At 74.7% G+C, this 891-nt stretch carries 2 protein-coding genes; both read left to right on the top strand.

Annotation, left to right across the window (positions count from 1 at the left end; genetic code table 11):
• Positions 1-482, top strand: a 482-nt coding sequence (locus tag D588_RS0116735; protein ID WP_017916796.1) for a tetratricopeptide repeat protein, incomplete at its 5' end; no start/stop codon positions are given.
• Between the two features lie 21 nt (positions 483-503).
• Positions 504-891: response regulator (locus tag D588_RS0116730; RefSeq protein ID WP_017916795.1), on the top strand; the 388-nt coding region annotated here is incomplete at its 3' end.

Below are 891 nucleotides of genomic sequence, written 5' to 3'. Positions count from 1 at the left end.
AGGCGGCCGCCGCCCGCCAGGCGGCGCCGCGCGATCCGGCGGCGCTGATCTGGGAGGGCATCGTGCTGTCCAGCGAAGCCGGCGAGCGCGGCGGCCTCGGCGCGCTGGGCCTGGTCAAGCGCGCCCGCAGCGATTTCGAGCAGGCGCTGGCGCTGGACCCGGCCGCCCTGAACGGCGCCGGCTGCACCAGCCTGGGCGCGCTGTACTACCAGGTGCCGGGCTGGCCAGTGGGCTTCGGCGACGACGCCAAGGCGCGCGCGCTGCTGCAGCAGGGCCTGCAGTACGACCCGGACGGCATCGACGCCAATTACTTCTACGGCGATTTCCTGCGCGCGCAGAAGGACTGGAGCGGCGCCGCGGCGGCGCTGCGCAAGGCCCTGGCGGCGCCGCCGCGGCCCGGCCGCGAGGTGGCCGACCACGGCCGCCGCCAGCAGATCCAGGCGGCGCTGCACGAGGTCGAAACGCATCTTGCCAGCCGCTGAGCGGCCGCCCACACTGCGGTCATGCGCATCCTGCTGGTGGAAGACGATCTGTCGCTGGGAGAGGGCATCCGCACCGCCCTGCGCCGCGCCGCGTATTCGGTGGACTGGGTGCAGGACGGTGCCGCCGCGCTGGCCGCGATCGGCGATGGCGAGATCGACCTGGTGCTGCTGGACCTGGGGCTGCCGCGGGTGGACGGGCTGGAGGTGATCCGGCGCACCCGCCAGCTCGGTGCCGACGTGCCGATCCTGGTGCTCAGCGCGCGTGAGCGGCCGGCCGACCGTGCGCTGGGCCTGGACGTGGGCGCCGACGATTACCTGGGCAAGCCCTTCGACATCACCGAACTGCTGGCGCGCACGCGTGCGCTGCTGCGGCGCAGCGCCGGCCGCGCCACGCCGCAGCTGGAGATCG

This window comes from Xanthomonas sp. SHU 308, assembly GCF_000364645.1.
In the GTDB taxonomy this organism is placed as follows: Bacteria; Pseudomonadota; Gammaproteobacteria; order Xanthomonadales; family Xanthomonadaceae; genus Xanthomonas_A; species Xanthomonas_A sontii.
Note: the sequence above shows the minus strand (reverse complement) of the source record. Positions and strands in the feature narration are given on the sequence as shown.